Raw genomic sequence first — 22,989 nt, forward strand, 5'->3', positions numbered from 1 at the left:
TCCTGTCACGTTTACGCATCGACACCCGGGACGCCCTGGAAAAATCCCGGGAAAAACGTACGGTCCTGATTGCGAAGAGGCACTCGGACCGAATTAACTGGGCTTCACTTTGCAATGCCCTTTGTTGTACAAATGAATAACCATTGACCCGGAACGGATCCGGAACATCCGGAACCTGTGCATCTCCGCAGTTCATCGCGGCGGTGCCCGCTGAAAGGACCGATATTCGTGGCACAGCGCGTAGTGGTCACACTCTCCGACGACATCGACGGCGGGGAAGCCGCGGAGACGGTTACCTTCGGCCTCGACGGCAAGTCGTACGAGATCGACCTCAACACTGCCAATGCGAAGAAACTGCGGGCGATCCTCACGCCTTACCTGGAGGCCGGCCGCAAGCAGTCCCGCTCCGGCAAGGTCTACCGCCGCACCTCCGTCGCCCCCGACCCGGCGGCGGTCCGCGCGTGGGCGCGTTCGAACGGCATGGACGTCCCGCCGCGGGGCCGGATCCCCAAGCGCGTGTACGAGGCCTTCAACTCCGCCGACTGAGCCGATTTGCCAAGCCCCCCGGATGATCAGCTAGAGTCTGGATCACGCCGAGGGGCGCGGCCGGGAAACCGGACGAACCCCCAGGTCACGCGGGTGTAGCTCAGTAGTAGAGCGCCCCCTTTCCAAGGGGGAGGCGCAGTGTGCGATTCCTGTCACCCGCTCTGAACGTCCTCCGGCCACACATGTGGCCCGGCGGGACGGATCATGCGGGTGTAGCTCAGTAGTAGAGCGCCCTCTTTCCAAGAGGGAGGCGCAGTGTGCGATTCCTGTCACCCGCTCTGATCGCTTGCCGGTCCACCTCGGTGGGCCGGACCGGCGATCCATGCGGGTGTAGCTCAGTAGTAGAGCGCCCCCTTTCCAAGGGGGAGGCGCAGTGTGCGATTCCTGTCACCCGCTCTCATCACGTTACCGACCACTCCGGTGGATCAGGTAGAGTGATGTCTCGCGCCGCCCGGTGAAAGCCGGTCGGAGGCATGCGGACGTAGCTCAGTTGGTAGAGCACCACCTTGCCAAGGTGGATGTCGCGAGTTCGAGTCTCGTCGTCCGCTCAGCTGAACGAAGGCCCCGGTCATCACGACCGGGGCCTTCGTCGTGTTCCGGCGCGCGGCGGCCGCCTACCCGTCCGGGCGGCGCTGATGACATTCGTCATCCGAAGCCATGACAGGCCGCACTGCTCCCGGCCCGGATCCGGCAGGAGGCTTGGATCATGGATATCGGGGACAGTGTGATCGACGTCTCGGGGCTGCGCCGCCGCTACGGCCCGGCCGGGGACAAGGGTTTCGAAGCGGTGCGGGACGTCTCCTTCACCGTGGGGCACGGCGAGTTGTTCGCCCTGCTCGGCACGAACGGTGCAGGCAAGACCTCCACGGTCGAGCTGCTGGAGGGTCTCGCGAAGCCGACCGCGGGCAAGGTCCGCGTGCTCGGCCACGACCCCTACGCGGAGCGCCGCGCCGTGCGCCCGCGGATCGGGGTCATGCTCCAGGAAGGCGGCTTCCCCTCCGACCTGACCGTCGCCGAGACGGTCCGGATGTGGGCCGGCTGCACCACCGGGGCCCGCCCCGTGACGGAGGCCCTGGAGCTCGTCGGCCTCGCCGGCCGCCGGGACGTCCGCATCAAGCAGCTCTCCGGCGGGGAGCGGCGCCGCCTCGACCTCGCGCTCGCCCTCCTCGGCCGCCCCGAGGTCCTCTTCCTCGACGAGCCGACGACGGGTCTGGACCCCGAGGCCCGGCACAACACCTGGGAGCTGGTGCGCCGGCTGCGCGGCGAAGGCACGACCGTGCTGCTCACCACGCACTACCTGGAGGAGGCGGAGGCCCTCGCCGACCGCCTGGCGATCATGCGCGAAGGCCGGATCGTCACCTCCGGGACCCCGGAGGCCGTGATCGGCTCCTATCCCGCGCGGATCCGTTTCGCGATGCCCGTGGGCTGGTTCGTGGGCGACATGCCGCCGCTGGCCGAACTGGGCGTCATACGGCACGAGGAGGAGCGCGGGCGCATAGAGCTGCAGACCCGGGAGCTGCAGCGGACGCTGACGGGGCTGCTGCTCTGGGCCCGGGACAAGGGCGTGGAGCTCGAAGGGCTCGATGCGCGGGCCGCCTCGCTGGAGGAGGCGTTCCTGGCGATAGCCGGCGCGGGTGCCGACGGGCCCGTGGCGTCCGCCGGTGCCGGTCTCGGTGCCGGCGTCGGTCCGGGGGCCGGTCCCGGTGCCGGTGCCGGTGTGGATTCCGTTGCAGGGAGGAAAGCGTGATGGCGATGTCGATGTCTGTACCGCGGATGCTGTCGCTGGGCCGCGCCGAGCTCACCCTGCTCGGGCGGAACAAGATGGCGCTCTATGTGTCCCTGCTCATGCCGGTGTTCATGGTGTGGGCGATGCGGCGCGCGATCGGCCAGTTCGATCTCGGCAAGGCCGGGATGTCCGTCAACGAGGTCGCCCTGACGGGGGCCTTCGGCTACATCCTGCTGTTCGCCGTCTACCAGAACCTGGTCAGTGCCTACGTGACGCGCCGCGAGGAGCTCGTCCTCAAGCGGCTGCGCACCGGCGAGACCGGGGATGCGGAGATCCTCACCGGCACCGCGCTCCCGTCCGTGGCCGTGGCGCTGGCGCAGTGCGTGCTGCTGGTCGTCGCGGGCGTGTCCTGGCTGGACCTGCGGGCGGTCGAGCGGCCCGATCTGATGGCGGCCGGGCTCCTGCTCGGCCTGGCGATGTCCATAGCCCTGGCCGCGGTGACCACGTCCTGGGCCAAGACGGTGGAGAGCGCCCAGCTGGTGACCTCCCCGCTGATGCTGATCTCCGTGATGGGCTCGGGGCTCCTGGTGCCGCTGGAGATCATGCCGGACACCGTGGCGAGCGTCTGCGAGCTGCTGCCGCTGACCCCGGTGATCCAGCTGGTGCGCGGCGGCTGGCTGGGCGGGATGGACGCCCACGACGCCGTGGGGGCGATCATCACGGGCATCGCCTGGACGATAATCGCCGGGTACAGCACCCGGCGGTGGTTCCGGTGGGAGCCGCGGCGCTGACCGCGGAACGGCAAGGGGGGCGTGAGGCTCATGGGCCTGTGGACGCGAGTGCAGGAGTGGCGGAGCCGTAGCAGGGTCGCCAAGGTCGACAGCTATATGCGGTGGACGCTCTACGCACTGCCCGTCGTCCTCCCCGCGCTCGGCACGGCCGGGGTGCTCGCGGACTCCGCCCTCACCCGGCCGTGGGTCCTGGCGCTGGGCGGGATCTTCACCTTCCAGGGCATCCTGGGAATCTCCATATTCCGCCGCGCCCTCGACCACTATCTGTGGAAGAAGCCGGCCCCCTGGTGGCCGCTGGGCGTGCAAGCGCTGCTGTTCGTCGCAGCGATGGTCTGCATGGTGGTCTCGTTCGGCGCCTACGGCAACGAGTACGCCTCCACGATCGGCCTGTTCCTGTGGAACGGCAGTCTGTCGGTCTTCGGCCCGTGGATCCTGATGGTCCGCAAGCTCCGCAGGTTCGTGATCGCGTGCATCTCCATAGCGCTGCTGCTGGGCCTCGGCGTTCTGGCGCTCGGCTCCGGCTGGCAGGCCGCGGCCTCCCTGACGGGGTCGGTGCTCGGCCTCACCCTGTGGTGCGTGTACGTGGTGCGGCTGTCGGGCTGGATGCTGCACGTGATGTGGGAGCTGGAGACCGCGCGGGAAGCGCAGGCGCGGCTGGCGGTGGCGGAGGAGCGGCTGCGGTTCGGCCGGGATCTCCACGACGTTCTGGGCAGGAACCTCGCGGTGATCGCGCTCAAGAGCGAGCTCGCCTGCCAGTTGGCCCGGCGGGGCTCGGACGCCGCGCTGACCCAGATGACCGAGGTCCAGCGCATCGCCCAGGAATCCCAGCGCGAGGTCCGCGAGGTCGTACGGGGCTACCGCGAGGCCGATCTGCACACCGAGCTGGTGGGTGCGCGGGGCGTGCTCTCCGCGGCCGACATCGACTGCCGCATCGACGACACGGCGGGCAAGACCCTGCCGCCGCCGGTGCAGTCGGTCCTGGCCTGGGTGGTCCGGGAGGGCACCACCAATGTGCTGCGTCACGCGGACGCCCGGCGGTGTGCCGTGCGGCTGCGGGTCGTCGCGGACACGGAAGCCGTCCTGATCATGGAGAACAACGGGGTGCGGGAGCACGACGGCGGTCCCGGATCCGGGAACGGCTCCGGGCTGGCGGGCCTGCGAGAGCGGCTCACGGTGCTGGGCGGCACGCTCACGTACGAGCACAAGGCCCATGCGACGTTCCGGCTGACGGCGCGGGTGCCGCTGGCCGGGGCGGGGGATGCGGAAGACACCGCGGTTACGGGGAACGGGGGGACGGCATGAGCGTCAACGTCACGCCGATCAGGGTCATGCTCGCGGATGACGAGCATTTGATCCGTGGCGCAGTGGCCGCGCTCCTGGGCCTGGAAGAGGATCTCCGGGTCGTCGCGGAGGCCGCATCGGGTCCGGAGGCGCTGGCGATGGCCCGGGCGCACCGACCGGACGTCGCGGTGCTCGACCTGCAGATGCCGGGGGCCGACGGTGTGGCGGTCGCCACATCCCTGCGGGCCGAACTGCCCGCCTGCCGGACCATGATCGTGACCGGTCACGGGCGCCCCGGGCATCTGAAGCGGGCGCTGGAGGTGGGTGTGCGGGGGTTCGTACCGAAGACCGTCTCGGCGCAGAAGCTCGCCGAGATCATCCGGACGGTGCACGCCGGAAGCCGTTATGTGGACCCCGAGTTGGCTGCCGATGCGATCAGTGCGGGTGACTCCCCGCTGACCGGCAGGGAGGCCGAACTGCTCGAACTCGCGGAGGGCGGGGCGCCCATCGCGGAGATCGCGCAGCGGGCTTCGCTGACCCAGGGGACGGTCCGCAATTACCTCTCGGCGGCGGTCGCGAAGCTCGGCGCGGAGAACCGTCACGCGGCCGCGCGCATCGCACGCGCTCAGGGTTGGCTATAGTGGTTCTCGCACCGCACGGGAAACGCGCGGGGCATGCGGACGTAGCTCAGTTGGTAGAGCACCACCTTGCCAAGGTGGATGTCGCGAGTTCGAGTCTCGTCGTCCGCTCCAGTACGAAGGCCCCGGTCATCACGACCGGGGCCTTCGGCGTTTCACCGGCCGGATGTCCGGGCCGGCGGCTCGCCGGGCGGGGGCCCGGGCAGCGGGAAGCGCAGCCGGAAGAGGGCTCCGCCCGACGGGGCCTGCTCGGCGGTCAGCTCGGCGCCGTGGGCGCGCGCGATCTGGCGGGCCATGGCCAGGCCCAGCCCGGAGCCGGGCAGGGCACGGGCCTGCCGCGAGCGGTAGAAGCGGTCGAAGACGTAGGGCAAGTCCTCGGCGGCGATCCCGGGGCCGTGGTCGCGCACCGTGAGGTCGAGTCCGGCGCCCGTACGGGCCAGGTGCACCTCGACCCGGCCGCCGGGCGGGCTGAACTTGGCCGCGTTGTCGAGCAGGTTGGACAGCAGCCGGGCGAGGCGGGCGGGTACGCCGGGGACGGTGACGCCCTCCGGGCCGGCCAGGTCCGCGGTGAAGACCGTGCCCGGCCAGTGCCCGCGGGCGTCGGCCGTACAGCGCTCCGCCAGCCGGTCCAGGCGGACTTCCTCGACGAACTGCTGCGGCTCCTCGTCGCGGGCCAGCTCGATGAGGTCGTTGACCAGGCCGGTGACCTCGCGGAGCTGGCGGCCCAGCGCACCGGCGGCCCGCTCGCGCTGGGCCGGGGTGAGGCGTTCGGCGCGGGCGAGGAGCTCGGCGTTGGTGCGCAGCGCGGTCAGCGGGGTGCGCAGTTCGTGGGAGGCGTCGGCGACGAGGCGGCGCTGGGCGGCGACGGCCTCCTCCAGTTCGCCGAGCATGGTGTTGAAGCTCGTGGCGAGGCTGGTGATCTCGTCGTCGCGGCGGGCCTCGTAGGGGGCGAGCTCGATGCGGTGGGCCGGGTCGCGGGTGGCGGCGATGTGCTCGGCGGTCGCCGTGAGCCGGGTCACGGGGCGCAGGGACGTGCGGGAGGCGAAGTAGCCGAGGCCCGCGGCGAGGAGGACACCGCCGCCGCCGACGGCACCCAGGAGCAGGCCCGCCTGGCGCACGCCCTTGTCGACGGTGTCGGAGCGGACGGCGACCTGCAGGGCGCGGTCGCCCTTGACGGGAGTGGTGAGCATCCGCATGGCGTGGCCGTCGAGCGTGATGTCGCTGTAGTGCTCCCCGAGGGTGCCGGCCGCGACCCGGCGGGTGGCCCCGGTCACGGGCAGCACGAGGCCTTCCTGGCGCGGGGCGGCCGGGTCGGCGCGGACGGTCTGCGCGCAGGCGGGCGCGGCGAGCCAGGCGCACTCGCCGTACAGGGCGCCGGCGGGCTCGTCGCGGCTCTGCTTGGCGATGAGGGTGGCCTGCTGCTTGAGCTGCAGGTCGAGCTGGCGGACCAGTTCGTAGCGGATCACGACGTAGGCGGCGGCCAGGACGCCGAGGGCGACGACGGCCACGGCCACGGACGTCACGAGGGCCAGCCGGGCCCGGAGGGGCCTGCGGCCCAGGAGGCGTCTGCGCAGGGCTCTCACTGCTCCGCCAGCCGGTAGCCGACGCCGTGCACGGTGTGGACGAGCCGGGGAGCGCCGCCCGCCTCCAGCTTGCGCCGCAGGTAACCGATGTAGACGGCGAGGGAGTTCGAGTCCGGGCCGAAGTCCGTGCCCCAGACGCGCTCCTGGATCACCTCGCGGGGCAGCACCTGGCCCGGGTGCCGCAGCAGCACGTCGAGCAGGGCGAATTCGGTGCGGGTGAATTCGAGGGGGACGCCGCCGCGGTCGCCGGTGCGGGTGACCGGGTCGACGGTGAGGTCGGCGAAGAACAGTGCGGCGCCGTCGCCCTGCTCGGCCGGCTCCGTGGGGGCGGCGCGCCGCAGGAGGGCCCGGAGGCGGGCCAGGAGCTCGTCCAGGGCGAAGGGCTTGACGAGGTAGTCGTCCGCCCCCGCGTCCAGGCCCGCGACGCGGTCGGAGACGGCGTCGCGGGCGGTGAGCACGAGGACGGGGGTGCGGTCGCCCAGGGCGCGCAGGCGGCGGCAGACCGCGAGGCCGTCGAGGACGGGCATGGCCAGGTCCAGCACGATGGCGCCCGGCGGCGCGGCGGCGACGCAGGAGAGTGCCTCCAGGCCGTCGGGCGCGGAGCGGACTTCGTAGCCCTCCATGCTCAGGGCGTCGACTACGGCTGCCCGTACGTCGGGGTCGTCGTCGACGACGAGAACGGCCGTCTCGGCCATGGCGCCTCCGGCGGGGTCGGCACGGGTGGGGTGCCCCGGCGAGCCGGGGGCCCGTGGGGGTACCCCCAGCTTGGCAGGGCTCTCTTAGAGGGCTCTTAGATCGGCTGGGTCGGCACCGCCGAATGCGTAGACCGTGGCTGATCGCCGCCGCGGCGGAGAGATGTGCGTGGGCGGTGAAGGGGCGGGGCGCCGCGCCTTCGTTCCGCCGCCGCGGTGGTCAGCCCCCGCCGGGCAGCCCGGCGGTGCCGAGCCGTCCCCGGCCCGATGTGCCGGCCCCGCCGGCAGGGGGGTTCCGCGGGTGTGTCACGACCACTTCGTGCCGGTGAGGCGCTCGTACGCCTCCACGTACTTCGCGCGCGTGCGCTCCACCGCGTCCTGCGGGAGCTCCGGCGGGGGCAGCTCGCCGTTGCGGTCCCAGCCGGAGGCCGGGGACGTGAGCCAGTCGCGGACGTACTGCTTGTCGAAGGACGGCTGCGGCCGCCCCGGCTGCCGCGCCTCGGCGGGCCAGAAGCGGGACGAGTCCGGGGTGAGCACCTCGTCCGCGAGGACGAGCTCGTCGCCCGCGTACCCGAACTCGAACTTGGTGTCGGCGAGGATGATGCCCCGGTCGCGGGCGATGTCACGGGCCCGGCCGTAGACGGCGAGGGTCGTCTGCCGGAGCAGGGCGGCGGTCTCCGCGCCCACCTGCCGGGCCACTTCCTCGTACGACACGTTCTCGTCGTGCTCGCCGACCGCCGCCTTCGTGGCGGGGGTGAAGATCGCGGAGGGCAGCTCGGAGCCGTCCGTGAGGCCCTCGGGGAGGGCCAGCCCGCACACGGTGCGCGTCTGCCGGTACTCGGCGAGGCCGGAGCCGGTCAGATAGCCGCGGGCCACGCACTCCACCGGCACCATGTCCAGCGCGCGGCAGATCATCGTGCGGCCCTCCCAGTCGGCGGGGGCGCCGGCGGGCACGTCCGTGGAGATGACGTGGTTCGGGACCAGGTCGGTGAGGCGGTCGAACCACCACAGGGACAGCTGGGTGAGGATCCGCCCCTTGTCGGGGATCGGGGTCGGCAGCACCCAGTCGTAGGCCGAGATGCGGTCGGTGGCGACCATGACCAGATTGCCGTCCGGGTCGCGGTAGAGGTCGCGGACCTTGCCGGTGTGCAGATGCACCAGCCCGGGCACCTCGATCGGCTCGGGCTTCTCTACGAATCCGGACACGCGTCCTCCTGGTGGTTTGTCCAAGCACCACGATTCTGCCGTACGTCCGTGCGCGCGCCCCGGCGAGGGTCAGCAGCGCTTGCAGATCCGGTCGAGGAGATTGGCCGTGGCCCGCTGGATCCGGGCGTCGGTGTGGCCCGGCCGGTCCAGGGCGGGCGACCAGGCGAAGGTGCCCGCTGCGAAGACCAGGGCGCCGCTCGGGGCGCGGTAGAGGGACGTCTCCTGGTGGCGTTTGCCGCCCTCGCCGTCCAGGTACGGGGAGTGGGCCAGCAGGATGCGGCGGGTGTGCTCGGGCAGGGCCGTTCGGGGGTAGTAGCGGTCGGCCTCGCCGGCGACGAGGCCGGGCAGCTCGTCGCCCTCGCCGGCGCCGGTGGCGTCCCACAGCCAGTGGTCGGCGTTGCGCACGACCATGGGGGCGGGCTCGGGGACCCGGCCCGCGTACTGGATGCCCAGCAGCTGCTGCTCGGCGGGCGTGACGTCGCGCCAGAGCGCGGAACGGCCGGGGCCGCGGTGTTTTCGGCAGGTCAGGAGGTGGTCGGGGCCGGCCGGCGAGGGGGCGAGCTCCACCTGCCAGTACATGGTGTTGGCGGAGAGGAAGACCAGTGACGTGCCGGAGTCGCGGGCCAGCTCGGCGGAGCGGCGCATGGCCGGGGACCAGTACTCGTCGTGGCCGGGGAAGACCAGGCCGCGGTAGCGGGAGGGGTCGACGCGGCCCGCGTGGAGATCGCGGGTGTCGGCGTAGGCGAGGTCGTAGCCGTAGCGCTCGGCCCAGCGGATGAAGTCGTAGGCGTGACCCACGTGCAGCGGCAGGCCCGCGCCCGCGAAGGGACGGTCGAAGGAGACGGTGGTCGCCGCGCCCTCCTCGCCCAGCAGCCGGCCGTGCTCGTCCCAGGCGTGGTAGAGGCTCGCGCCCGTGCGGCCGTCCTCGGGGTAGAGGTTGTAGGCCTGCCAGGTGATGTCGGGCAGGACGAGGAGGAGGTCCGCCGGGTGGGTGTCGCGGACGAGGAAGGGGATGTGGCTGCGGTAGCCGTCGGCGGTGGTCAGGACGGCCACGTAGGCGCCCAGGCTCCAGTAGCTGGGGATCTGCAGCCGCCAGGAGAGCCACCAGTGGTGACAGGAGACCGTGCGGTCGACGGTGAGCGGCGCCGGCTGGACGATGCCGGACAGCCGCGGGCTGGTGGTGATCTTCGCGGCGCCGTCGCCCGCGTAGTGGCCGATGCGGTAGACGTCCACGCCGAACTGCTGCGGCGGGTCCACGGTGATGCGGAAATCTATGGCCTCGCCGGGGGCGACCGCGCTGTTGGAGGCGAAGCCCTTGATCTGGAGGTGGACGTCGTCGGCGGTGCGCGGGCCGCCGTTGCGGGGAGCGGGGATACGAGCCCCGCCGGATCTGTTCCCGCCCGGGCCGCTTCCGCCGCCGCCCCGTTCCGGCACGGGGTGCACGTACCAGGGGATGATCTGGCCCGTGTCGTCGAAATAGTGCTCGCTGCCGCGCAGCCAGGGCAGCGGGCCCTGGCCGAAGGGGTCGGACACGGCGTGTGCGAGTGCCCCCGACTCCCAGCGGCGGATCTGGTCCATCCCCATGCGTGCTCCCTCCCCTACGTCCCCCGACGCCTGCCGATTTCCGTCTGTCCGGGCGTGGCTCACTGCAGTCACTGGCGCACGGCGGCCCCCAGCACATCACATAAAGCGCCCGTCTCGTCACTGCTCGTCGCGAAATTCCCCGGTAAGTGACAGGGCGAAGGATCACCGAACGTCACGGGGCTCACACCAGGCGGACGGGCTTCTCGGGGCGGACCCCGACCTCGCCGAGCCAGGCGCGCAGCGGTGCGTCGTCCCCGTCCTCGATCAGGCTGAGGACCGTGGGGGCCAGGCCGGGGCGGCGGGCGCCGCCGACCAGCAGGGCCGGGCCGTCCAGCCAGTCCAGGCCGGGGGCGGCTCCGGCGGTGTCCACGGCGGCGCAGCAGACCATGGCCGTGACGTGGTCGGCGAGCAGCTCGCGGCCGCTGCGGGGCGGCTGCAGCGGGAAGAGGGGCGCGAGGCCGTCCACCCAGGGGTCGGCCGCCGTGCCGTAGGCGCTCTGCTGCGCCGTGAGCTCCTCCTGGGCGGCCTCCCGGGCCACCTCGGCGCCGAGCCGGGCCCCGAGCTCCTCCGCGACGCCGTCGGCCGCGGGGCCGGCCAGCCGCTCCAGGACCCGGGCCACGGTGGGCGCGGCGGCCATGCCGACCGGGGGTGCGGGGACGGGGGTGAGGGCCGGCACGGCGTCCAGGACGTCGAGGACGCGGTGGAGGCGGGCGGCCTCCAGCCGCCACTTGCGGTCCACGACCTCCTCCGGATACCGGCTCCAGGCCACCGGCGACCAGTCGGGACCGGACTCGGGCGGGCCGCCGTGGAAAAGCCGCGCCGCCAGCAGGGAGGCGGCCTCGTCGATCGCGCCCGGCTCCTCCAGCAGATCGCAGGCCGGGCGCTCGCCCAGGCGGGAGGCGAAGCCTTCCGCGAGGCGGTCGCGGCGGGAGAGCTCGGTGAGCGCGGAGACGACTCCGGCGTCGAGCCGGGAGGGCCAGCGGCCCATCCGCCAGGCCGGCAGCGCGACCCTGTTCAGCAGCCGGTCCCAGCCGGCGTAGGCGAGGCCCACCTGCTCCTGGGCGACGATCCTCAGGCCGTAGTCCACGCTCTGGGCGCGCTCCGAGGCGGCCGCTGCGACCCCCCGCTCCATCTCGGCGGCATGCGCCCGGCAGGAGCGCAGCAGCAGCCGGGCAGCACCGCCGACGAACGCCAGGGCGGGCCGGCCCGCCGCGACCGCCACGGCGGCGTCCAGCCCGCGGACGAAGCGGCGGGCGGCGGCTATGTCGGGGTGGGCCGCGGGGCCCGTGCCCGCGACGACCGGTGCCAGCAGGGCCCGCAGCTCGGCGACGCGCATCCACCACAGGAACGGCGAGCCGATCACCAGCACCGGCGCGGCCGTGGAGCGCCGTCCCGGGCGGAACAGGGCGCGGCGAGCACGCGGCGGACCGCTCCCCGCGCAGTGCGCGGGGTGGGTGCGGTCCTCCAGCCAGCTGTCGCAGTCGGGGGTGAGGGCCATGGCCGAGGGGGCCGGGACCTCCAGGCGCTCGGCGAGATCACGGACCAGCCGGTAGAGATCGGGCGCCTTCTCCTCCGGGATCGGGACCGTGGGGCTCAGGGCGGGCCTGGCCCGGGCGACCACGGCGGCGACGGCCGCCGTCAGGGCCAGGGTGAGGACCGCGGCGCCGAGGACCACCCAGCGGGCGGTGGACCAGGCCCCGCCGCCCGGGATGCGGCCCATGGCGATGCCGGCCGCCAGCACGGTGGCGGCCGCCGCCGGCAGCAGGGCGACGGCCAGCGCGGCACTGCGGATGCGCAGCACCGCGAGGGCTTGGGCGCGCGCTACCAGCACGCCTGCTTCCGGACCTGCCACGAGACCGATCACCCCCTGTTGCCAGTTTGTGCTCCGTCGGAACCCCGGACCGAGCAGTGCGACAGCGGACGCAACGCCGGAGGGCGTTGCTCTCCCCCCCACTGTGGCACCGGCCTCTGACATCGCAATGCCGGTGGGCCAGTCGCCTGATGCTCGCCTGATGCCCGGCACCTCCGCCCGGCACTTCGCTTGCGCCGCACCCTAGTTGGGGGTGGGGCGCGCGTCAGCTAGTTGGCCAACCGGTCACCCGATGGAATGGCTTTGGTCAAAGCCGACGCCCTTGCCGGGCGGGCTCGACGTATAGGGGGTGGCCTACTTGCCGGTACGGGGTACGGGGTACGGCCCCGCACCGGCGCGAGAAACCCCTACGAACCCTCCGCCGCCCGCGCAGCGATGTCCGTGCGGTGGTGGGAGCCCGGGAGGTGGATACGGGATACCGCCTCGTACGCGCGCGTGCGGGCCGTTCCGAGGTCCGCGCCCGTGGCCGTCACCGACAGGACGCGGCCGCCCGCGCTGACCACGCGGCCCTCCGCGTCGTGGGCCGTGCCCGCGTGCAGGACGTAGGCGTCGTCGAGCTCCGCGGCCTCCGCCAGGCCCTCGATGACGTCACCCGTGCGCGGGGTGCCCGGGTAGTTGTGCGAGGCGACGACGACCGTGACGGCCGCGCCGTCGCTCCAGCGCAGCGGGGGCAGCGACGCGAGCGTGCCCGTGGCGGCGGCGTGCAGCAGCCCCGCCAGGGGCGTCTTCAGGCGGGCGAGGACGACCTGCGTCTCCGGGTCGCCGAAGCGGGCGTTGAACTCGATCACGCGGACGCCGCGCGAGGTGATCGCGAGACCGGCGTAGAGCAGGCCGGAGAAGGGCGTGCCGCGGCGGCGCAGCTCGTCGACGGTGGGCTGCAGGACCGTCTGCAGGACCTCGTCCACCAGCTTGGGGTCGGCCCAGGGCAGCGGCGAGTACGCGCCCATGCCGCCCGTGTTCGGCCCCTCGTCGCCGTCGAGGGCGCGCTTGAAGTCCTGGGCGGGCTGGAGGGGGACGACCGTCTCGCCGTCGGTGACGGCGAAGAGGGAGACCTCGGGGCCGTCCAGGAACTCCTCGATCACGACGCGGCCGCAGGCCAGCGCGTGCTCGCGGGCGGCGGCGAGGTCGCCGGTGACGACGACGCCCTTGCCGGCGGCCAGGCCGTCGTCCTTGACGACGTACGGCGCGCCGAAGGCGTCGAGCGCGGCGTCGATCTCCGCGGGCGTGGTGCAGACGTAGGCGCGGGCGGTGGGGACGCCGGCCGCGGCCATGACGTCCTTGGCGAACGCCTTGGAGCCCTCCAGCTCCGCGGCCTGCGCCGAGGGCCCGAAGACAGGAAAGCCCCGCTCGCGCAGGGCGTCTGCGACGCCCGCGACCAGCGGGGCTTCGGGGCCGACGACCACCAGGTCCGCGCCCAGGGACGCGGCGAGGCCGGCGACGGCCCGGCCGTCGAGGGCGTCCACCTGGTGCACCTCGGCGACCTCGGCGATCCCGGCATTGCCGGGGGCGCAGTGCAGCGCGGTGACGTCGGGATCGAGGGAGAGTGAGCGGCACAGGGCGTGTTCGCGGGCGCCGCCGCCGATGACGAGGACCTTCACACCGGTCACCCTATTGCCTCGTCGACTGATCGCTTTCCAGGGTCGGTATGACGACTTACGGAAACGTCACTGCAGCGGCCCCGTACGGCCGCGGGACAAGCGGCGAACAGCGGGCCCGCCCCGGCCGCCCACTCTTTCGGGTGATGCCGAACCGCGGCTTATACCGGATTCGTCTGCGCTTACGGGCGGAAAAGCAGCGATCTTGTCTCCAAGACCGACCGTTCGGCGGTAGGAAGGTGGCTCGCGATCCGCATGCGGCAGAGGGAGTGCACGGGTGAGCCAGCCGGAGATGCAGCCCGAAGGGCTCCCCCGCGAGCAGAGTGGGAGGCACCGTGGCGACCTGCGCGGCCGCACCTTCCCGCTCGGCGACTGGGGGGAACCGGCGGAGCGTCTCGATGAGCTGTACCGCTGGGTGGAGAACGGTGCCCTGTACCTGGTCGACTGGTATCTGGCGGACCGGGCGTGGAAACGCCGGTGGGCGCGGGCGCTGCGCATCGGCGCCGCGGCCTGCGCGGTGGTGGGCTCGGCCCTGCCGCTGCTCCAGCTGACGAACGTCGTCCGCACCGGCTGCGCCTGGGGCTTCCTGGTGCTGCTCGGTTCGGTGGCCTGCGTCGCCTGTGACCGCTACTTCGGCCTGACGTCGGGCTGGATGCGGGCCGTGGCCACGGCGCAGGCCGTGCAGCGGCGGCTGGAGGCGCTGCAGTTCGACTGGGCGTCGGAGTGCGTCCGCGAGGTGCTCGGCCCGACCGAGGGCACGGCCAGCGAGGCGGCCGAGCGCTGTCTGAGCGTGCTGCGGCGCTTCTCCGAGGACGTGTCCGAGCTCGTACGGGCGGAGACGGCCGACTGGATGGTGGAGTTCCGTGCGGGGCCGACGCCGCTGCTCACGCAGTCGCTGGTGTCCTGGGGCCCGCGAGGCGAGGGCGGCGGCCCGCTGCCGCGCTTCCCGCTGCCTCCGGGGACCCGGCCGAACATGCCGCGGCAGCGGCCCCCGGAGTCCCCGCGCTGAGTCCGGCTCCACGCCGCATCCGGATCCACGCCGCACCCGGCCCCGCGCCGGATCCGGATCCACGATGCACCCGGCCCCGGGCGGCGCCCCGCACGACGCGGAGCCGGATCCGCCTCAGCTGAAGACGATCATCGATCCCTGGCCCAGGCTGCGCGTCGCCGCGGCGTGCAGCCCCAGCCAGACGTGCCGCTCCCGGGCGAAGGGGCTGTCGTCCTGCGGTCCGGGCGCCGCCCGCTCCTCCAGCCCCGTGGGCCGTTCCGGCGCGGCCGGTGCGGCGGGCGGGTTGGCGGGGTCGATACCCAGCACCGGTGCCACGGCGTGCAGTTCGCGCAGCAGTCCCTGACTGGAGCCCAAGGGGCCGCCGCCCTCCAGCAGTTCGTCGTTGGTCAGCGGGTGCGCGAAGTCCACCGGGACGTACGCGCCGGCGTGGTCGTAGTGCCACACCAGGTGGGACTGCTGCGCCGTCGTCTCGAACATCTCCAGCAACTGCTCGTAGTCCCCGCCCAGTTCGTCCACGGGCGTGACGGCGAGGCCGCACAGGTTCAGCAGGTGGGCGCGGCGCAGGAAGTGCAGCGCGTCGTAGTCGAAGCCCGCGACGGGCGCGACGTCCCCCGAGAGCCCCGGCATGTAGCCGAAGACGGGGACGGGCGGCAGTCCGGCCTCGCCGAGCGCCTTGTCGTACGCGGCGATCTCCTCGGCGAAGGGGTTGTCGGGGCTGTGGCACAGCACGTCGACGAGGGGGACCAGCCAGAGGTCACAGGCCACGTGAACTCACTCTCGTTCGCGACGATGCAACGGCTTTCCGTGCGCACGGGCGCCCCGGCCACCTGGGACCTGCCCGCTGACGCACACCGGCCGTCGATGCGATGGTCGAGCCAGCGTAGTGCCGCCGGGCCGGTTGTCATACCGGGCGGGAGGCCTCGATCAGCGCCAGGGAGTGCTGGTTGTACGCGGTGATGATGCGCTCGGCCTCGGCGGCGTTCTGCTGGGCCACGGCCTCGACCAGTTCGCCGTGGCCGTGCCACAGCCGCCCGCGGAGCGAGGGCATCCGGCGCAGCAGCGGGACGGTGAAGACCCAGCCCTGCACCCGGACCGTATTGAGGAAGTCGGATATGTACGGGTTCCCCACCATTCCGGAGAGTTCGCGCCAGAACCGGAGGTCGTAGCCGATGAGGATGTCCAGGTCGCCCGCGGCGGCGGCCCTGGAGGCCTCCTCGGCCCGGCGCCGCACGGAGGCCAGCGCGGCGGGCGTGACGTTGCGCAGCGCGCGGTCGGGCGAGCGGCGGAAGATGCCCTCGACGATCAGGGAGCGGGCCTCGACCATGTCCCGGAAGTCGGCGTAGGTGAATTCGCGCACGCGGTAGCCCTTGTGCATCTCCACGCCGAGCAGGCCCTGCGCGCACAGGTCGAGCAGCGCCTCGCGCACGGGGGTGGCCGAGACGCCGTACTGCTCGGCGATCTCCTTGACCGTGAACTGACGGCCGGCGGGGAGCCGCCCCGCTATGACCTCGTCGCGCAAGGCATCGGCGATCTGCTCGCGCAGCGTCGTGCGTCTGACAGCCTCGCTGCCCGGCATCGTTCTCCGTCTCCCCTTTCCCTGGCCGCGCGCCATGTGCGGACGGCCCACGCAACGATATGCGAGGGCCGTTGCGGCCAATATGGCCGTGCGCACGGGAACGGGGCACGGTACCCCATGGGGTTTGTGTCGTTTGCGAGCGGGCTGGGGTGATGCGGGCATTACCGGGCGGCAGGGCGGTAGTTGCGCGCCGCTGCGGCGAATTCTTGTTGCCTACGGCAACGACAAGGTGGTCGAGTCCCTCGGACCGCGAAACCGTCAGGCCGCGAAACCGTCAGACCGTGAAGCCGTCAGACCGTGAAGCCGTCGGCGACCGTCAGTGCCTCGTCCAGGATCGCGAGGCCCTCCTTGGCCTCCTCCTCGGTGACGGTGCACGGCGGCACGACGTGGGTGCGGTTCATGTTCACGAACGGCCACAGGCCCGCCTTCTTGCAGGCCGCGGCGAACGCCCCCATGGGGGCATTGGCCTCGCCGGCCGCGTTGTACGGCACCAGCGGCTCGCGCGTGGCCCGGTCCTTGACCAGTTCCACGGCCCAGAAGACGCCCATGCCGCGCACTTCGCCGACGCTCGGGTGGCGCTCGGCGAGCTCCCGCAGGCCGGGGCCGAGGACCTGCTCGCCGATCCGGGCGGCGTTCTCCACGATGCCCTCCTCGGCCATCGCGTTGATCGTCGCCACGGCGGAGGCGCAGGCGAGCGGGTGCCCGGAGTAGGTGAGCCCGCCGGGGTAGGGCCGCTCGTCGAAGGTCGCGGCGATCTCCGCGGAGATCGCGACGCCGCCCAGGGGCACGTAGCCGGAGTTGACGCCCTTGGCGAAGGTCAGCAGGTCGGGGGTGACGCCGAAGTGATCGGCGGCGAACCAGCGGCCCGTGCGCCCGAAGCCCGCCATGACCTCGTCGAGGACGAACACGATCCCGTAACGGTCGCAGATCTCGCGGACGCCCGCGAGGTAGCCGGGCGGCGGGACCATGATCCCGGCCGTGCCGGGCACGGTCTCCAGGATGATCGCGGCGACGGTGGCCGGACCCTCGAAGACGATCGTGTTCTCCAGGTGGGCCAGGGCGCGCTCGCACTCCTGCTGCTCGCTGCCGGAGTGGAACGGCGAGCGGTAGAGGAACGGCGCCCAGAAGTGCACGACGCCGGCCGAGGCGGTGTCGGAGGGCCAGCGGCGCGGGTCGCCGGTGAGGTTGATCGCGGCGGCGGTCGCACCGTGGTACGAGCGGTAGGCGCTCAGCACCTTGGGGCGGCCGGTGTGCAGGCGGGCCATCCGGACGGCGTTCTCGACGGCCTCGGCACCGCCGTTGGTGAAGAAGATCTTGTCGAGGTCGCCGGGGGTGCGCTCGGCGACGAGGCGGGCGGCCTCGGAGCGCACGTCCACCGCGAAGCCCGGGGCGATCGTGCACATCCGCGCCGCCTGCTCCTGGATCGCGGCGACGACCTTGGGGTGCTGGTGGCCGATGTTGGTGTTGACCAGCTGGCAGGAGAAGTCCAGGTAGCGGTTGCCGTCGTAGTCCCAGAAGTAGGAGCCTTCGGCGCCCGCCACGGCCAGCGGGTCGATGAGGCCCTGCGCGGACCAGGAGTGGAAGACGTGCGCGCGGTCGGCGGCCTTGACTGCGGCGCCGGCTGCGGGGTCGGCGGTGGGGTGCTGCGTGCTCACGGTCGTTACCTCGGATCGGTCCGGGAGGTGCCCCTGTGGTGGACAACGGCCAGCGTAGGCAGGCCCGGTCCGGCCCGACACCGGCACTGTGTATGGCTCTTGCCACGCCCGGCGACACACTGCCGGGCGGTCCCGGCCGCGCCGCGACGGCGGTGCAACGGCGGTCCGTCGGCCGCGTACCGGCAGTCCGTCGGCCGTGTGCCGGCAGTCCACCGACCGTGCACCGGCGGTCCGCCACGCCGCAACGACCAGGGAAATGCGCAAATTCCGCGAATGGTGCGAGCCGCATGCTACGGTCACTTTCCGTTGCAGTTATGGACCCAGTCATATGCGCGCCTGAAGGTCTGCGACCTTCAGGCGCCGCTGTGTTTTACGGGCCGTCGGCCCGAAGGGCCTTACCGCGACGCGTAATTCCGCGGTGCCCGGAATTCCGGCACCGCCGCCATCGAGGAGATCATCTTGGCTACCGGCATCGTGAAGTGGTTCAACTCGGAGAAGGGATTCGGGTTCATCGCCCAGGACGGGGGCGGCGCCGACGTCTTCGCCCACTACTCGAACATCGCAACTCAGGGCTTCCGGGAACTGCAGGAGGGCCAGAAGGTCACCTTCGACGTCACCCAGGGCCAGAAGGGCCCTCAGGCGGAGAACATCATTCCGGCCTGACGCACGCCCAGCCACCGCCCGGGCGCCGGGCGGTGCGGACCGGGGCCACGTACTTTCCGAGTGCGGGGTCCCGGTTCTTTGTGCTCCGGCTATTCTCCGCAAGGAAACACGGGGGACATGGAGGACCTGCGCATGGACAGCCTGAGGCCAGAGGATCCACGCACACTCGGCGCGTACCGGCTGCTCGGGCGGCTCGGCGCGGGCGGCATGGGCCGGGTCTACCTCGCCCGTTCCGACCGGGGCCGCACAGTCGCGGTCAAGCTCGTCCACCCCGAGCTCGCCGGCCAGGAGGAGTTCCGGCGGCGTTTCCGCCAGGAGGTGCACAGCGCCCGCCAGGTCGGCGGGGAGTGGACCGCCTCCGTCCTCGACGCGGACACCGAGGCGCAGACCCCCTGGGTCGCCACCGGCTACATCGCCGGGCCCTCCCTGCGCCAGGTCGTCGACCGGGACTTCGGGCCGCTGCCCGAGCGCTCCGTGCGCATCCTCGGCGCCGGCCTCGCGCGCGCCCTGCAGGCCGTCCACGCCGCAGGCATCGTCCACCGCGACCTCAAGCCGTCCAACGTGCTGATCACCCTCGACGGCCCGCGCGTCATCGACTTCGGCATCGCCCGCGCCCTGGAGACCGTCACCGAAGGCGGCGGCCTCACCCGCACCGGCGCGACCGTCGGCTCCCCCGGCTTCATGTCGCCCGAGCAGGTGCGCGGCGGCCGGATCACGCCCGCCAGCGACGTCTTCTGCCTCGGCTCCGTGCTGGCCTACGCGGCCACCGGCCGCATGCCCTTCGGTACGGCGGACAGCGGCGTCCACGCCCTGATGTTCCGGATCGCGGAGGAGGAGCCGGACCTGACCGGGGTGCCGGCCGGGCTGCGCCCGCTGATCACATCGTTCCTCGCGAAGGACCCGCAGGAGCGGCCGACGCCCGCGCAGGTCCTGGACGTCACCGGCGCCGAGGAGCTGCTCGGCGACCTGCGGTCCGCCGAACCCTGGCTGCCCGGCGGGCTCGTCGCCCAGCTCGGGCGGCACGCCGTCCAGCTGCTGGACGTGGAGGAGCCCGTGCGGGCCCCGGAGGGCGAGGAGCCCGGGCACACGCCCACGGCGATATCCCCGGCGGGGGCACCGGCCGCCCTGCCGCCCGCGCGGCAGGACCCGCCGACCGTCACGGCCGGCAGCCCGCCGTCGCAGCCCGCGCAGCCCCTCCCGCCGGCCGCGCCCCTGCCCGCGCCCGCCCCCTACGGCTATCCGCAGGCGCACCCGTACGGCCACGGCCACGCCCCCGCGCACGGCCCGGGCCCGGGGGACTCGGGCACCTACGTCACCGGGCCCGTCCCTTACGGACCTCCCGCGCCGCACCGCTCGCGCACACCCGTCGTCCTCGCCGCCGTGGTGGCCGCCGGCCTGATCGCCGGAGGGGGCGTGGTCTTCCTCCTCAAGCAGCAGGACTCCGCCAAGGACAACGCCGGCAGCAGCGGCCCCGCGCACTCCGCCGCCCCGGGCACGAGCGCACCGTCCGCTCCGTCCACCGGTGGCTCCACCCCCGCGCCCGCCACCAGCCCGGGCCCGGGCGACGACAGCACCGGCGCCGGAACGGGCCCCCAGGCGTTCCTGGGCACCTGGCAGTCCGGCTTCGGCAGCGGTGCGCGCACCAACAGCCGGACCATCACCATCGCGCGCGGCACCGTCGTCACCGTCACCATCCAGGGCAGCGGCATCCTCGACGACGGCACCTCCTACACCTGCCAGTGGCGCACGACCGCGACCGGCGGCGGCACCGGCGGAGACCCCCTGCGCCTCGGCCCGTCCAGCGTCACCCGGGCCGCCCCCGCCTCCGCCTGCCAGCCCGGCTCCGCCTCGGACCTGGTGCTGCTCCCGGACGGCAGGATGCGGCGCGACTTCATCGACTCGGGCACGAAGGACGCTTCGCTGGTCTACCGGAAGACCGGCTGAACACGACGGCGCCCCGGTGGCCCGAGGCCACCGGGGCGCCGTCAACGCGCGCGTGCGTACCGCTTACGAAAGGAACGAGTTGATCTCGATCGTCTCGTCGCGGCCCGGGCCGACGCCGATCGCGGAGATCGGTGCGCCCGACATCTCCTCGAGCGCCTTCACGTACGCCTGGGCGTTCTTCGGCAGCTCCGAGAAGGTCTTGGCCTTGGAGATGTCCTCGGTCCAGCCCGGCAGCATCTCGTAGATCGGCTTCGCGTGGTGGAAGTCGCTCTGGCTGTAGGGCAGCTCCTCGACGCGCTTGCCGTCGATCTCGTAGGCGACGCAGACCGGGATCTGCTCCCAGCCGGTGAGCACGTCGAGCTTGGTGAGGAAGAAGTCCGTGAGGCCGTTGACGCGGGTGGCGTAGCGGGCGATGACCGCGTCGAACCAGCCGCAGCGGCGGTCACGGCCGGTGGTCACACCGCGCTCGCCGCCGATGGTGCGCAGCGCCTCGCCGTCCTTGTCGAACAGCTCGGTCGGGAACGGACCGGCGCCGACGCGCGTGGTGTAGGCCTTCAGGATGCCGATCACGCGGTTGATCTTCGTCGGGCCCACGCCCGCACCCGTGCAGGCGCCGCCCGCGGTCGGGTTGGAGGAGGTGACGAAGGGGTACGTGCCGTGGTCGACGTCGAGCAGCGTGCCCTGGCCGCCCTCGAAGAGGACGACCTTGCCCTCGTCGATGGCGTTGTTCAGGATCAGCGTCGTGTCGGCGACGTACGGCTTGATCTGCTCGGCGTAGCCCAGCAGCTCGTCGACGATCTTGGCGGCGTCGATCGCGCGGCGGTTGTAGAGCTTCGCCAGGATCTGGTTCTTGAAGTCGAGGGCAGCCTCGACCTTCTGCTCCAGGATCGACTCGTCGTAGAGGTCCTGGACGCGGATGCCCACGCGGTTGATCTTGTCCGCGTAGGTCGGGCCGATGCCGCGGCCGGTGGTGCCGATCTTCCGCTTGCCGAGGAAGCGTTCCGTCACCTTGTCGACCGTCGTGTGGTACGGCGTGATCAGGTGCGCGTTACCGCTGAGCAGCAGCTTGGACGTGTCGACGCCGCGCTCGTTCAGCCCGCTCAGCTCGGAGAGCAGGACCGCCGGGTCGACGACCACACCGTTGCCGATGACCGGGGTGCACCCCGGCGAGAGGATCCCGGAAGGGAGGAGGTGCAGTGCGTATTTCTGGTCGCCGACGACCACCGTGTGGCCGGCGTTGTTGCCACCTTGGTAGCGCACCACATAGTCCACGGATCCACCGAGGAGGTCGGTGGCCTTTCCCTTGCCCTCGTCACCCCACTGAGCACCGAGCAGCACAAGTGCGGGCACAGGCGTACACCCCTTCCGGGCGGGGCATGTCCAACGTGCGTGGTGGTGTCACCCCGCTTGCTCAGGGCGTACACCACCGCTAGAGCCGTCGAACCGGTGCCCCGGATAGACGAAGCCCCTGGCGCAACAGCGACAGGGGCTCTTGCACCGAGAGATTACCGAATATTTCGCTCGGGGGACGAACAGCAAGACCCAGGGCCCCGGGTCGCGACCGGGGGCCCGGGGGTCGTGCCCCGGGAAAAACAGCACCTGAGGAAGGACCGAGGTGTCGGCTCCAGACCCCAGCGAGCAGGCTCTGCTCGTGGTCATCGACCCGGTCGCACGCCGCGTGGACGGCGAGTCCGTACGGATCGCGAGGGACGTGCTCCGCGGCGGCGCAGCGACCAAAATCTGTCTGCCGGACGGGCCCGAGGAGGTCGAGCGCGCCCTGGCCCGGCGCGGCCGGCGGCGGCCGGTCGTCATCGGCGACGACAGCGCCCTGCTGCACGTGGTGAACGTCCTGCAGCGCCGCCGCGAGCTGGCCGACATACCGGTGTCCGTCGTCCCCGTGGGGCCCCTGCCGGCCGTCTCCCTGGCCCGGACGCTCGGGGTGCCCCTGGGGCCCGTCGCCGCCGCCCGGGCCGTCCTGGACGGCACTGAGCGGCGTCTGGACGTACTGGTGGACGAGGGCGGGGGTGTGGTTCTCGGCGGGCTGTGGGTCCCGGGCGGTTACGGGCCCGGCGGCGAAACGGACGCGCCGGCGGGGCCCGCAGGACCGGCCGGGGCGACGCCGGCGGGGGTGACTGGGCCGAACGGGTCCGCGGAGGCGGGCGAGGGCGGCGCGACGGCCGTGGAGCCCGTGGACGCCGCTCCCGGCCCGGGTTGCGCCACCGCGGAAAGCGTGGTCGGCGGAAGTGGCGAAGGTCACCAGCCGTGGTGGTCCCCCGCCGCGCGCACCGCCCGCTCCGCGCTCACCCTGCTGACCGGTCCGGCGGCCGCCGGCCGCGTCCCGCTGCCCGGCTGCACCCGGCTGCGGATCGAGGCCGACGGGGTGCTCGTCACCGACCTCGACCAGCCGGTCACCCGCGTCTCCGTGGCGGCCGCGGACGGCGGCCTCGCGGAACTCACCGTCCACACCCACGACGCCGACCGCCCCTGGCGCCGGCGGGCCCGCCGCATCACGATCTCCGGCCCGGCCTTCCGCTACCGGGCGGACCACACCCTCACAGGCCCGGTCCGCAGGCGGACGTGGACGGTGCACGCGGAGGGGTGGCGGCTGGTGCTGCCCCGGGGATAGGGCC

Annotated in this window: 19 protein-coding genes and 5 tRNA genes; 14 read left to right on the forward strand and 10 right to left on the reverse strand. The window is 72.8% G+C overall.

All coding sequences use genetic code 11. From position 1 onward, the window contains the following. Positions 1-228 precede the first annotated feature (228 nt). The 10 genes from FGW37_RS15095 (at position 229) to FGW37_RS15140 (ending at position 5,096) form a co-directional block, all read left to right on the forward strand. Positions 229-546, forward strand: coding sequence for a histone-like nucleoid-structuring protein Lsr2 (locus FGW37_RS15095; protein WP_058047532.1), 318 nt, complete (start codon positions 229-231; stop codon positions 544-546). Positions 547-635: 89 nt separating this feature from the next. Then, positions 636-707 (forward strand) — tRNA-Gly (locus FGW37_RS15100). 45 nt (positions 708-752) lie between these two features. Further along, positions 753-824: transfer RNA gene (locus FGW37_RS15105), tRNA-Gly, on the forward strand. Between the two features lie 46 nt (positions 825-870). Next, positions 871-942: transfer RNA gene (locus tag FGW37_RS15110), tRNA-Gly, on the forward strand. 79 nt (positions 943-1,021) lie between these two features. Further along, positions 1,022-1,094: transfer RNA gene (locus FGW37_RS15115), tRNA-Gly, on the forward strand. Positions 1,095-1,252: 158 nt separating this feature from the next. Continuing rightward, complete coding sequence (locus FGW37_RS15120) at positions 1,253-2,293, forward strand: ABC transporter ATP-binding protein (protein WP_179081520.1); 1,041 nt, start codon at positions 1,253-1,255, stop codon at positions 2,291-2,293. A 5-nt stretch (positions 2,294-2,298) separates the two neighbouring features. After that, positions 2,299-3,063: an ABC transporter permease gene (locus tag FGW37_RS15125; protein ID WP_246430399.1), complete on the forward strand. Its 765-nt coding sequence runs from the start codon at positions 2,299-2,301 to the stop codon at positions 3,061-3,063. A 30-nt stretch (positions 3,064-3,093) separates the two neighbouring features. After that, complete coding sequence (locus FGW37_RS15130) at positions 3,094-4,365, forward strand: sensor histidine kinase (RefSeq protein WP_246430793.1); 1,272 nt, start codon at positions 3,094-3,096, stop codon at positions 4,363-4,365. Next, on the forward strand, positions 4,362-4,985 hold the full coding sequence (locus FGW37_RS15135; RefSeq protein ID WP_179081523.1) for a response regulator transcription factor: 624 nt from the start codon (positions 4,362-4,364) through the stop codon (positions 4,983-4,985). Before FGW37_RS15130 ends, FGW37_RS15135 begins: the two co-directional genes overlap by 4 nt. A gap of 35 nt (positions 4,986-5,020) precedes the next feature. Beyond that, positions 5,021-5,096, forward strand: a tRNA-Gly gene (locus FGW37_RS15140). A 41-nt stretch (positions 5,097-5,137) separates the two neighbouring features. On the opposite strand, the gene FGW37_RS15145 is transcribed toward FGW37_RS15140, so the two are convergent. The 6 genes from FGW37_RS15145 to purD form a co-directional block, all read right to left on the reverse strand. After that, a complete protein-coding gene (locus FGW37_RS15145) occupies positions 5,138-6,565 on the reverse strand; it encodes a HAMP domain-containing sensor histidine kinase (protein ID WP_246430400.1) in 1,428 nt (475 codons plus the stop codon). Beyond that, entirely contained in the window at positions 6,562-7,260 is a 699-nt protein-coding gene (locus FGW37_RS15150) for a response regulator transcription factor (RefSeq protein ID WP_179081524.1), read from the reverse strand. Before FGW37_RS15150 ends, FGW37_RS15145 begins: the two co-directional genes overlap by 4 nt. 303 nt (positions 7,261-7,563) lie before the next feature. Beyond that, on the reverse strand, positions 7,564-8,463 hold the full coding sequence (locus tag FGW37_RS15155) for a phosphoribosylaminoimidazolesuccinocarboxamide synthase (RefSeq protein ID WP_179081525.1): 900 nt from the start codon (positions 8,461-8,463) through the stop codon (positions 7,564-7,566). A 69-nt stretch (positions 8,464-8,532) separates the two neighbouring features. Then, a complete protein-coding gene (locus FGW37_RS15160; RefSeq protein WP_179081526.1) occupies positions 8,533-10,047 on the reverse strand; it encodes a N,N-dimethylformamidase beta subunit family domain-containing protein in 1,515 nt (504 codons plus the stop codon). A gap of 181 nt (positions 10,048-10,228) precedes the next feature. Further along, a complete protein-coding gene (locus FGW37_RS15165; protein WP_179081527.1) occupies positions 10,229-11,911 on the reverse strand; it encodes an ATP-binding protein in 1,683 nt (560 codons plus the stop codon). A 353-nt stretch (positions 11,912-12,264) separates the two neighbouring features. Then, positions 12,265-13,515, reverse strand: a complete 1,251-nt coding sequence (gene purD, locus FGW37_RS15170; RefSeq protein ID WP_179081528.1) for a phosphoribosylamine--glycine ligase — start codon at positions 13,513-13,515, stop codon at positions 12,265-12,267. A gap of 274 nt (positions 13,516-13,789) precedes the next feature. Here purD and FGW37_RS15175 point away from each other — a divergent pair, with 274 nt between their 5' ends. Further along, positions 13,790-14,521: an SLATT domain-containing protein gene (locus FGW37_RS15175; RefSeq protein WP_030367034.1), complete on the forward strand. Its 732-nt coding sequence runs from the start codon at positions 13,790-13,792 to the stop codon at positions 14,519-14,521. Between the two features lie 114 nt (positions 14,522-14,635). Here FGW37_RS15175 and FGW37_RS15180 read toward each other — a convergent pair whose 3' ends face one another. From FGW37_RS15180 to FGW37_RS15190, 3 genes are all read right to left on the reverse strand, one after another. Continuing rightward, a complete protein-coding gene (locus tag FGW37_RS15180) occupies positions 14,636-15,286 on the reverse strand; it encodes a hypothetical protein (protein ID WP_179081529.1) in 651 nt (216 codons plus the stop codon). Positions 15,287-15,422: 136 nt separating this feature from the next. Then, the gene (locus tag FGW37_RS15185; RefSeq protein ID WP_179081530.1) at positions 15,423-16,097 is read right to left on the reverse strand and encodes a GntR family transcriptional regulator; all 675 of its coding nucleotides are present in this window, start codon (positions 16,095-16,097) and stop codon (positions 15,423-15,425) included. Between the two features lie 290 nt (positions 16,098-16,387). Beyond that, positions 16,388-17,752, reverse strand: coding sequence for an aspartate aminotransferase family protein (locus tag FGW37_RS15190; protein WP_179081531.1), 1,365 nt, complete (start codon positions 17,750-17,752; stop codon positions 16,388-16,390). A gap of 459 nt (positions 17,753-18,211) precedes the next feature. On the opposite strand from FGW37_RS15190, the gene FGW37_RS15195 reads away from it, so the two are divergent. Both FGW37_RS15195 and FGW37_RS15200 read left to right on the forward strand, forming a co-directional pair. Next, positions 18,212-18,415, forward strand: a complete 204-nt coding sequence (locus FGW37_RS15195; protein ID WP_030367030.1) for a cold-shock protein — start codon at positions 18,212-18,214, stop codon at positions 18,413-18,415. Between the two features lie 132 nt (positions 18,416-18,547). Then, complete coding sequence (locus FGW37_RS15200) at positions 18,548-20,359, forward strand: serine/threonine-protein kinase (protein ID WP_179084713.1); 1,812 nt, start codon at positions 18,548-18,550, stop codon at positions 20,357-20,359. A gap of 63 nt (positions 20,360-20,422) precedes the next feature. Here FGW37_RS15200 and FGW37_RS15205 read toward each other — a convergent pair whose 3' ends face one another. Further along, the gene (locus FGW37_RS15205) at positions 20,423-21,709 is read right to left on the reverse strand and encodes an adenylosuccinate synthase (protein WP_179081532.1); all 1,287 of its coding nucleotides are present in this window, start codon (positions 21,707-21,709) and stop codon (positions 20,423-20,425) included. Between the two features lie 265 nt (positions 21,710-21,974). On the opposite strand from FGW37_RS15205, the gene FGW37_RS15210 reads away from it, so the two are divergent. Continuing rightward, positions 21,975-22,985, forward strand: coding sequence for a diacylglycerol kinase family protein (locus FGW37_RS15210; RefSeq protein ID WP_246430402.1), 1,011 nt, complete (start codon positions 21,975-21,977; stop codon positions 22,983-22,985). Positions 22,986-22,989 lie beyond the last annotated feature (4 nt).

Origin of the sequence: Streptomyces rectiverticillatus (assembly GCF_013394065.1) — a bacterium.
GTDB lineage: Bacteria > Actinomycetota > Actinomycetes > Streptomycetales > Streptomycetaceae > Streptomyces > Streptomyces rectiverticillatus.

Bases quoted from the DNA above. Each gene is read 5' to 3' on its own strand.
- FGW37_RS15185 (WP_179081530.1), bottom strand. From the start codon at position 16,097: ATGCCGGGCAGCGAGGCTGTCAGACGCACGACGCTGCGCGAGCAGATC.
- FGW37_RS15130 (WP_246430793.1), top strand. From the start codon at position 3,094: ATGGGCCTGTGGACGCGAGTGCAGGAGTGGCGGAGCCGTAGCAGGGTC.
- FGW37_RS15160 (WP_179081526.1), bottom strand. From the start codon at position 10,047: ATGGGGATGGACCAGATCCGCCGCTGGGAGTCGGGGGCACTCGCACAC.
- FGW37_RS15135 (WP_179081523.1), top strand. From the start codon at position 4,362: ATGAGCGTCAACGTCACGCCGATCAGGGTCATGCTCGCGGATGACGAG.
- FGW37_RS15125 (WP_246430399.1), top strand. From the start codon at position 2,299: ATGTCGATGTCTGTACCGCGGATGCTGTCGCTGGGCCGCGCCGAGCTC.
- FGW37_RS15120 (WP_179081520.1), top strand. From the start codon at position 1,253: ATGGATATCGGGGACAGTGTGATCGACGTCTCGGGGCTGCGCCGCCGC.
- FGW37_RS15200 (WP_179084713.1), top strand. From the start codon at position 18,548: ATGGACAGCCTGAGGCCAGAGGATCCACGCACACTCGGCGCGTACCGG.
- FGW37_RS15150 (WP_179081524.1), bottom strand. From the start codon at position 7,260: ATGGCCGAGACGGCCGTTCTCGTCGTCGACGACGACCCCGACGTACGG.